The following is a 10050-nucleotide window of genomic DNA, read 5'->3' as shown; positions in this document are numbered from 1 at the left end:
CTTGCAGAAGCGAGAGTTTTCCCATCTGGGCTGAAAGTAACGCTCAATACCCCACTACTATGCCCATTGAGGGTAGTGATTTCTTTTTTCGTCTCCAGATTCCACAGTTTGATGGTCTTGTCATAACTTGCAGAAGCGAGAGTTTTCCCATCTGGGCTGAAAGTAACGCTATATACCGAATTGCTATGCCCTTCCAAGCGATTTTGTTCGCGAATCTTCAGCAAAATCGTCTGTAAACTAAACAAAGGGCTGTAAGCCGGATAATCTGCCAAAGATTTTTTATATTTAACCAGACTTTTCAATTCTTTAGAAGCCTGCATTGCTAATACCAGCCCATCAATTTCGTTTGAATCAAACACTTGCAACGCATACGCTCCCTCTCGCTCCAGTTGCGTACCGGTTAAGGCATTTTTACGGGCTGTTTCTGCCTCTGTTCGGGCAATCTTCGCACTTTGGAGATCCTTTTTTGCCTGCTGTTCTTCTTGCCTTGCCCGATTTAAATCTGCAACTGCTTTTTGACGCAGGCTTTCTGCTTGTTTGCGTTTTCCTTGAGCATCTAGCGCTTGTTGCAGTGCCTGCTGTTTCTGTGAAGTTGCTTGCTCTGCCTGTTTCTTAACTTCTGCAACGTTATTGTTTGCTAGTTGCAGCTTCTCCCGTGCCTGTTTGACTTGGGTGTTTGCTCCTGCCAGATTTTTCGCTGCTTTTTCATAATTCTTTTGTGTTTGTGCAGCCTTTTGCGTTAGCTTCTGATTTTCTCCCGATATTCGTTGATTATCTAGCGTAGTTGCTGCGGTTTCTGTTTTGGCGTTTTTTAATTGTGTTTGCGCGGTTTCTGTTTCTGCTTTTGCTTCGCGTGCTTGCTCTAATTGATACCCTGCAAATAACAAAGATGCCACGGCACCGACAATAGTTAGCCCCAATATCACAAAACTGACGCGAATCCGCTGATTAGCTTTGCGATTTGCTTCAGTCAAAAGCTGCTTTGCTTGTTCTTCCGCTTCCAGTCGCTTCTGAACATCCCGCTTATCTAAATTCTGGCTAGCAGTAAAAAACTGATAATCCAAATCAGCCAAGCTTTTACCCGCAGCCCAACTTTGAGCATCCTGCAAAGCTTTTCCCCGCAACAAGCGCGACTCATCTTGAAACTCAGAAGCAACCCAAGCATTCAACGTATCAGAGTAGGGACGCAGTTTTGCAAGTATTTTTTCAGTCCATTCTCGTTTAAATACCTCAGCGTAAATGCGATTATAAATTCGCAGCTTGCCATCCCGCTTCACTACCAACCCCGTCAGCCGCAGTTCCGTTTGTTCCGCACTCTCATCAGCGTCAATCCCCCCCTCGCCGAGATTTTGACCTAACCCCCCAGCCCCCTTCCCTACAAGGGAAGGGGGAGTATGATTTCTCCCCTCCCCTCGCAGGGGAGGGGCTGGGGGAGAGGTTCCGGCATTCCCCTCCCCTTGCAGGGGAGGGGTTAGGGGAGAGGTTCCGGCAGAAGTCACAATTTGCTGACACAACCCCAACAGGCGTCCAGTTCGCTTTTCCCCACTGTGCATAATTCTGTCGCGGATGGTTCTTAAATGCTCCGGTTCATCCTGCGCTTCCCAATTTACGATAATCCGCTCTCTCACCACAGACTCGACAAAAGCCTGAGGATTCGGTATTTTAAATTCCTCCCCCTCTCCCCCTCTTGTAGAGACGCGATTAATCGCGTCTCTACAATTAATCGCGTCTCTACTCGCAGCTTGCAGTAACAATTTACAAACCTTCTGCGTTAAAAACGGCTGTCCCCCTGTCCAATAAAGCACCGCTTCCATCACCGTTTGCGGTTCACCCACCACCGCGAGTCCCTTCGCTAAAGGTTCCGCTTCCTCAAGCTTAAACCCAGTTAAATCGATCGCTCTACCAATATTAAAAGGTGTCCGACGCTTATCTTGAATCAAATCGGAAGGGGTAGAAACCCCCAATAAAGCAAAAGTCAAGCGGTTGTAAGCGGGGTTATCAGCGCGACGGTTATAACAATCGCGGATGAGGGCAAAAAAATCATCCGTCTTAAAGGGAACGCTGAGAATACTATCAATTTCATCAATAAATATGACAATATTATCTGTAACTCTCTTGAGCAAAACCGTCTCAATAAACTTGCCCAAACGCTGAACAGGTGGCAGCAAATCGTTTTCAGTCCACCACTGGTCTAAATCAAAGCTTGTATAAAGATTAAAACTGTTAATCATACAATCAATCACCCCCGCATACCATTGCTCTGGGGTAATATCAGATGTACCAATAGCCGTAATATCAATCAACGCACAGGCAAACCCTTCATCCTGGAACCGCTGCATCGTCTGCACCCGCAAGCTAGATTTACCCATCTGCCGCGAGTTGAGAACGTAACAAAAATCACCCGCTTTCAACGCTTCGTAAAGGTCTTTGTCAGCTTGACGTTTGACATAGGTTTGGGCATCAGTCGGGAGACTGCCCCCAACTTGATATTCGTAGCCTGCGGTTAATTCAGGTTTCATGGCGACATCAATCTACCATCTGGAAAATAGGAAGTTTTCGCTTTTCACTGCGTTTCAAATCCTGTGAACAGTTATACATTAACAGGACTTACGCAAAAATTCTCTCAAACTCTTATTCCTCTGTTTCCTCTGCGCTCTCTGCGGTTCGTTTTTTGGTCTTTTTGCGTAAGTCCTAATTAACTTACAGCAAAATCCGTATACTTCCTTCTCGCAGGAGCTTGAAAAGCCAAAACAATATCCTCAGAAGGAACCCCCAACTCTAACAAATCACCAGCAATTCCCCCTTCAGTTCCATCATGCTGAATCCAAATTTTTCCATTTTTAATATCTAAATGTAAAACTGCTCCTCGGATGCGTTCATTGCCATCCCAACCCACATTCATTAATTGATAGTGGTCGCGTTCTCGGTCAAAAATTAGCTGCACTTCTACATCACCATAACGAGGCTTGTAATTGCTATATTCCTTCAGCAAAGTTTCAATATGATTGCGATAAATATCTAATTTTTCCATTGTAATATCGTCTCCTGTTCAATATCATAAACAATAATATTTAGTTGATAATTCTGAATCGCTAGACGAGTAAATTCTAACTGAAAAAAAGTTTTATAAGCATCAGCAGGAACAGCCAAATATAAAATACGGTCTGGTTCTTTCTGTTGCAGAACTAATCGATAATTCATCACCTGACCCACAGCTTGATGAAAATCTGTAATTACCGAGTAGCTGAGAAAACTTTTGATCTCAACAGCTATTTTTTGATTTTCTTTTTGGGCAGCAATTACTTTTTCTGCACCCAAATCTACATATAAATCAACACCTCCAAAAACTAAATACAATGGGTCATCTGTAATTATCCACCCTTCCTTAATTAAGCCATTTTTAACCGCATCGTGAAACTTGTCCTTAGCCATCACCTTTTTTATGTAAGTAGGTAGGCACGAATAAATCTAGCTATGTAACAAAATGTCAAAAGTCCGTAACCGCAAGGGAATTGCTTGTCTGCGACACGCTGCGCGAACGTCGTGCCTCCTCTCTACGAGACGCTCCGCGAACACAATGACAGAAACATAGTTATGTTTCTTAACACCCACCTACTTATTTTACATGGCGACAGACATTTACTATCTACTTTACAATTTGAGCAAGGCGCTTTAACGACCTGACAACACTATGTAAATCATCGCCACGATTTAGCGATAATGTATAAGATAAAGCATATTTGGGTATACCTTGTTTCATCAACTTAATAAATTGAAACTCCCGACCATTGGTAACAAAACCAAATGCAGGTTTTTCCAAGTCAGGATTACCCAACATATAAGCCAATGCTTGGGGAATTGCTACCTGTAAAGAGTAATCAGCCCGTTTTGCCTCAACTACCAGCACCCAGAATAAAGGTTGGAAAACCAGAATGTCGATGCGTCCTCGAATAATCGTACCTTCATCTTCAGAAACGATTTCGACTTCTTCCTCCGAGGCAATGTAGAAAGGCGGTTGATAGAAACCAGCCAGACGCAATAATGGCGATAATACCACCATCTTGACTACAGGTTCTAAAATTTGATATTGAGATAAATGGAGATATTCGGCTTTGACTTGGTTGAGAGATTGTTTTTCTAAGTCATTCAACTCTGGCAAATCCTCCTGCCACTCTGGGAAAAAGTCATCATCTGCACGTTGTAGACTAAATCTCTCGACTAGCTGGGCTAGGGTAATATCTTTTGCTTGAATAACTTGAACCATTTATCTGGGGCTTTTATTTTAAGTAATATCATGTCTAGTAGTCTGTCAATAAATAATTGATGGATAGATTCCCTGTAGAGACGGCGATTTATCGCGTCTCTCTAACCGTCAAAATAAAATTGACAGACCACTAGATACCCCAGTATGGTGCGTTATGGACACGCCGAATTCGATAAACGGCTTCCCGAATTCGATAAACGACTGCCCGAATTCAATAAACGACTGCCCGAATTCAATAAACGACTGCCCGAATTCAATAAACGATTGCCCGAATTCGATAAACGGGTTGCCATGCAGTATTAACTTTTAATTCCCAAGCGATCGCCAAAATATTCACAGTACAATTGACACAACGGCATCACTTCGTTCCCCTGAAACTTTACTAACCCCATGCTGCGAAGTTTAAAAGCTTCTGCTGTCCCCACATCTACAGGTGAATCTACCGATAGCACACGCTTGAATGCAGCTAGTAGTTTTGCATTTTCCTGCAAATTTAGCAGATGACGCCGCAAATGGTCGCTGTAGGGTCCTTCCTCAGTCGGTGCGATTTGCTGAAGTTTCTCCAACGTCATCCGACCACGAGCAATTTGATACAAAGCTACCCGCGTTAAATAAGGATGACCACCAACAAGCGTCATTAATTGTTTAACTTGTTCTCCAGTCCAATTAATTCCATGTCGTTGCACTAAGTCTTGCACCTGCTCTTGACTCAAATCTGGCAATTCAATGGGCAATCCCACATTAAAAGGCGATTGATTGATATTCAGGGGGATGTAAACTTCTTGAGAATGCACAATTATCAACCGAAGCTTTTTCCAGACAGGATCGTTTTTTGCCTGCTCGTGCCAAGCTCGTAATAGTGCAAAAAAACCATTAGCGATCGCTGGATGATTGAAAACCTCATCAACTTCATCCAAACCCAAAGCTACCGGGGTGTCAATAGAAAGTAATAAATATCTTTGAAAGTAATTTGTACACTTATTTTTACTACCCAAAACCCCTTGCCAATGTTCCTCCAACTTCTCTGGCAGATTCAACGCATCGCTAATACTTGCAGCGAACCACCGTAAGAAAAGATCCAAATTGCCGAGCAATTCTCCATCAATTAACTGAAAGTTCAAAGAAACAGTTTTATAGCTTTCTTTGCTTGCGTGGTCGAGGATTCGCATCATTAACGAACTTTTGCCCATCTGTCGGGGAGCTTTAACCCGAATCAAGGCACCTGGTTTGAGAACACTTTCATAACAATCTGTTTCAATTGGCGGGCGATCGATATAATAGGCAGAATCTAAAGGTATTTGCCCTTCTGGTTGTTCTAAGGGAGATATCAGCTTATATATAATCTCTTCGAGCTTAGGTTTTGGTACTATAACAGCTTCCCGACTTGAAGCTGAATTTTCCACCTCATCTTGCTTCGGCTGTTGCTGTGGAGTAATTTTTCCATTGTTTTTGCTTTTGAGTACTGGGGTAGAAGATTCCGGAATGCCTTCTAAATCAATAGTCAAACAACCAAACTTATAAGCATCCTCATAGGATCTATCAGCACCAAGGGCATCATAAAACCCTACAGCAAATTCAATTGCAGCGCGATCGCCTATTGCTCGATTCATCCCAATCACGCACTCAACGTGTTGGTAAATCGCTTCCGCTTGCGCTTCACTATAACAAGCATTTAATAAGACACATTCTATACTGTCAAATAACTCAAATAGCCCTGCCAGTGTCTTAGTTTTTACCAGCTGCATTTGTCCTGAGTTATTTTCCAAAGCTAAACCTTGACTTCCCGCTCCATGTCCGCTAAAGTGAACAATCTCAGGTTTGTGATCCAACAATGCACGACGTAAATCGTTAGAACGCACTGCCCATTTACTGATGATTTGAAACTGATCTCGGCTTCTGGAGCGTTCCAACCCTGCTTCAATTTCGCGTACTTCCTCATCCAGACGCAGCTTATTTGTATTCGTGGGATTTGCTGACAAAATCAGAATTTTCTTCACGACACTACCACAAGATTGAACACAGGCTTTCTCCTAGATGCAGTTTACTACAGCCTACTTGCGATGAATTACTGATACCACATTACTTAAATTTAAAAAAATGTAGTCAGCACTTCAGTGCTGTCAAAATATGAATTTAAGCGATCGCTACCAAGATGAAACCTGTTCACGAAGAGGGGGAAAGGGGAAAGGGAAGAAATTTTGTCCTCTTCCTTGAAGAACCAAACAAAATTGACACACCTTTAAGGGAGGGGCTTCAAACCCGTATAGGGGGTCATATAAGAAAAAACTGCAATACGCGATCGCGAATGACTTCTTAACCTTTCCCCTTTTTTCCTTTCCCCTTTCCCCCTCCCAGATTGGTAACGAGGCAACTTTAATCACCAAACGGGATCTGACCAGTATTAAAGCTGAAGAAGCCACTCGATAATTTGCGGATTTACCAAATCTGGCACTTCATCGTGGGGACAATGACCGGCGTTAGGAATGGGAACGATTTTGATTTCTTTGCCATTCTTAGCTGCCTCCTCGTAAATCTTTGCCCCGGTGATTGGTGTCCAAGGATCGTCTGCACCCCAAATTACCAACAAGGGAAGCTTCACTTTGGGCAACAATTCCGCAGGTTCGGGACCCGGAGGTGCTGTGAGGATAGAAGCGAAAACTTGCTGCGCTCCCGGATCGCAAGAGGGAGCGTAAAGTAAATCAACTAATTCATCAGTCACAGCTTGGCGATCGCGATAAACTTGATATAAAGTCCGGCGAATTTGCGTCTTTTGACGGATGCGATTAAAAACAAATTTCCCTGTAATTGGATGACCCACTAACCTATTAAACGTTGACATGACAACGCGTAACGGCGGATTCAATTCATGAGGACGATGACTCAAACCACCCGCAGAATTAATCAAAACACCACCAGCAGCAATTTCTGGATGTTCTGCCACCACCATCAAGCTTAAAAGTGCGCCAATAGAGTTCCCGATAAATACCGCAGGTTCGTTTATATGCGTTGTGCAGAAATCTTTCAGCAATTCCACCCATACTTCTAAACTGTAATTCAATGGCGGCTTATCAGAACCACCAAAACCCAATAGGTCAATAGCAAATACTTGGTAGCCTGATGCTGCTAAAACCGGGATATTTTTCCGCCAATGTCCAATCGAAGCACCAAAGCCATGAATCAGTACTAAGGGGCGACCTGTACCCATGACGGTATACTGAATTTTGTAGTCCTTCCAAGTCCAGAAGAGTTTTTCAAAGGTCGTTGTTGTTAGATGCTCGTTAATTACAGTCATTATTAAGATTTATAAAGCGCTTAAATTAATAGTAATATCTCTGATGTGTATGAGTTATACAATTTCTGTATGAAGATGCGCCTAATTTAGCCCGCGTAGGCGGGCTTTGTTCGTATAGCGATACCCTTCCAGGGTATTGATTCAAAAAGGTGGGATGCTCCCGTTGTTGGAATTGGGATTGAGTATGGAACAGATTGCAGCTGCTCTGAGCTTAAGTGTGGAGGAAGTGAATAATAAGTAAATGGGCATAAATAAACGCTCCCTCACGTAGTAAGCGGCTTTATCTCTTAAAACTGAAGATATGAGCGGTAAACCGCTCACTACGAATGTTAAGTTTCCTAAAATATTTATTTAAATGTTAATTTCTCATCTGCCACGGGATTAATAGCTGAGGGAAGATTTTTTCCCATTAAACTTTCTACCCGGTTGTTACGGTGTGAGATGAAAAACAAAAATTATAGTTACTTGGCTCATTTTGGCAAAGTCTTTTTTGCTGCTGCTTATGTGGCAATAACTTCACCAATGGCTTATGCAGTTTCAGGGTTCTCTACCACAGCCGAACAAAAACTTAATAATATCCCAAATCAACAACTTGTGGCTGATGAGTCCAATGATGACGATGATGACGATGACGATGATGACGATGATGGCAAACAGGTTCAGACAGAGTTGCCACAAACTGTCAAATCAGCGGTTTTACAAGACATATCCCAGCGCGGGGAAGTAGAAATGTCTTCTTTGCGCGTTGTGAAGGCACAAAAGCAAAGTTGGTCAAATGGCTGTTTGGGTTTAGAATCAGATGCAATTTGCACTCAATCTACAGTTACTGGTTGGGAAGTAGTTGTTGCGAATGAACAGCAAATGTGGGTGTATCGCACTGACGAATCAGGAAAAGTTGCCAAGCTGGATGAAGGATCAACTCAAGCTATGACTGCAACGAGGATGCGACGGACTTCTACTACTGTCCAACGACGCACTCAAGTCAGCGCTGCTAATGTTTCTTCAGTTAAAGCGAAAACAAAAGGTTTTAGCCTTGGGATTTGGCAACCATCTGGTAACTTTTCGGAAGTAATTACTCGCATATCCATCAAGCCGAAACGTGGCAAAGGTTACTTAAAAGAGCGCTTTTTGGGTGATTACAAATGCAAGATTAAACAATCAAGCAAATTTGTTAAAGGATTCAAAGCAGGCGATCGCATTGTTGTTCGCTTGTATGATACCCAAAACCGCTTTATTGGCTACAGCGAGTTTGAAGCTTTATCGGCAAACACAATGGTTAACCTGATTTTGTCATCAAACCCAACAGAATACAAAGTTGTTCGTACTGTCTACGGTGTTGATGCAGACATGGACGGCATGATTGACGCGGGAACTACTACTTACGATTATTTCACCGAAGTGAATAATCAAAATGTCAGCTTCCTCAGCAGTCCTCGGACAATCAAAGTAAGCCAATTTCAAGCAGAAGGTTTATCGGTTACAGCAAATAGCGTTTATCCCGCTTCCTTTACCCAAGGTGAGTTTGCTGTGGTGCGTCAGTCAATGAGTGTCTTTAGTTCCACTTTAGCAGCGGCTTTGAAAGCTGCTCCTGGCAGTTTGGTACAGGTAAATGATGTTAGGGATAACTCTAACTTTGACCTTGCCAAAATGATGATGGAATATCGCGAGGTAGGAGTCGCGAACGGTATCCAAGTCAAGTTTTCTGACGTAGCGACAAATTATTGGGCAAAAGATTTTATTGCTGAGTTAGCAGCAATGGAAGTTCTCGAAGGTTTCCCCGATGGGACTTTCCGTCCAGATGAACAAGTGACTCGCGCTCAATTTGCGGCGATGATTAGTCAAGCCTTTGAAAAAGTAAAAATCCGCAATGCCATCAAATTTAATGATGTTTCTAGCAGCTACTGGGCTTATAGTGCCATCCGCGAAGCTTATGCAACGGGCTTTTTAACGTCTTCTGGCAATCAGTTTAACCCTACCGCTAAACTTTCTCGCCTGGAAATTTTGCTTTCAATTGCACGCGGACTCAACTATACATTCAGTGGTTCCACCGAGAGCATTTTAACAGCTTACACCGATGCTAGCAGCATTCGTAGTGACGTTAGGAATGCGATCGCAGCACTAACCCAACGAGGTATCGTAGTCAATTATCCGAATATCGAGTCTATCAATGCTGAAAAGGTAGCAACTAGAGCCGAAGTCTCTGCATTGCTATATAAAGCATTAGTTAGCACCGGCGAAGTTGCAGATATATCCTCGCAGTATGCTGTGGGACAAAAAGAACAAGCGCAAGTTCAGCAGCGTGATGACGACGATGACGACAATGATAAAAAAACCCGTCGTCATTGTAACCAAGGAATCGGTAATGGTGCTGAAGGCTGCGACCCTGGCAATTCTCGTCCGCATGGTGGTAGCAACGATGAAGGTGGACGAACTCCAGGCAGTAAAAAGTAATACGACATCTCCTTTGTCGTAGAGGCTAACAAGACAAAGACAA

General features: G+C 43.1%; 7 protein-coding genes. 1 reads left to right on the top strand and 6 read right to left on the bottom strand.

The window, feature by feature from the left end:
• The 6 genes from TOL9009_RS49765 to TOL9009_RS0128970 all read right to left on the bottom strand — a co-directional run.
• Nucleotides 1-2519: AAA-like domain-containing protein (locus TOL9009_RS49765; protein WP_038296673.1), on the bottom strand; the 2519-nt coding region annotated here is incomplete at its 3' end.
• A 176-nt stretch (nucleotides 2520-2695) separates the two neighbouring features.
• Nucleotides 2696-3031: a XisI protein gene (locus TOL9009_RS0128995; RefSeq protein ID WP_029636843.1), complete on the bottom strand. Its 336-nt coding sequence runs from the start codon at nucleotides 3029-3031 to the stop codon at nucleotides 2696-2698.
• The gene (locus TOL9009_RS0128990; protein WP_029636841.1) at nucleotides 3019-3435 is read right to left on the bottom strand and encodes an element excision factor XisH family protein; all 417 of its coding nucleotides are present in this window, start codon (nucleotides 3433-3435) and stop codon (nucleotides 3019-3021) included. The genes TOL9009_RS0128995 and TOL9009_RS0128990 overlap by 13 nt, the downstream gene beginning before the upstream one ends.
• Before the next feature lie 211 nt (nucleotides 3436-3646).
• Nucleotides 3647-4264, bottom strand: coding sequence for a type I restriction endonuclease (locus TOL9009_RS0128985; protein ID WP_029636839.1), 618 nt, complete (start codon nucleotides 4262-4264; stop codon nucleotides 3647-3649).
• A gap of 299 nt (nucleotides 4265-4563) precedes the next feature.
• On the bottom strand, nucleotides 4564-6261 hold the full coding sequence (locus TOL9009_RS0128975; RefSeq protein ID WP_029636837.1) for an AAA-like domain-containing protein: 1698 nt from the start codon (nucleotides 6259-6261) through the stop codon (nucleotides 4564-4566).
• Nucleotides 6262-6665: 404 nt separating this feature from the next.
• Nucleotides 6666-7556, bottom strand: a complete 891-nt coding sequence (locus TOL9009_RS0128970; RefSeq protein WP_029636835.1) for an alpha/beta fold hydrolase — start codon at nucleotides 7554-7556, stop codon at nucleotides 6666-6668.
• Nucleotides 7557-7997: 441 nt separating this feature from the next.
• Here TOL9009_RS0128970 and TOL9009_RS0128965 point away from each other — a divergent pair, with 441 nt between their 5' ends.
• Nucleotides 7998-10007: an S-layer homology domain-containing protein gene (locus TOL9009_RS0128965; protein WP_029636833.1), complete on the top strand. Its 2010-nt coding sequence runs from the start codon at nucleotides 7998-8000 to the stop codon at nucleotides 10005-10007.
• Nucleotides 10008-10050 lie beyond the last annotated feature (43 nt).

This window comes from [Scytonema hofmanni] UTEX 2349, from assembly GCF_000582685.1.
Classification (GTDB): Bacteria; Cyanobacteriota; Cyanobacteriia; order Cyanobacteriales; family Nostocaceae; genus Hassallia; species Hassallia hofmanni.
Note: the sequence above shows the minus strand (reverse complement) of the source record. Positions and strands in the feature narration are given on the sequence as shown.

Coding starts and splice junctions, on each gene's coding strand:
- TOL9009_RS0128965 (WP_029636833.1), top strand. CDS start 7,998: ATGAAAAACAAAAATTATAGTTACTTGGCTCATTTTGGCAAAGTCTTT.
- TOL9009_RS0128985 (WP_029636839.1), bottom strand. CDS start 4,264: ATGGTTCAAGTTATTCAAGCAAAAGATATTACCCTAGCCCAGCTAGTC.
- TOL9009_RS0128970 (WP_029636835.1), bottom strand. CDS start 7,556: ATGACTGTAATTAACGAGCATCTAACAACAACGACCTTTGAAAAACTC.
- TOL9009_RS0128995 (WP_029636843.1), bottom strand. CDS start 3,031: ATGGAAAAATTAGATATTTATCGCAATCATATTGAAACTTTGCTGAAG.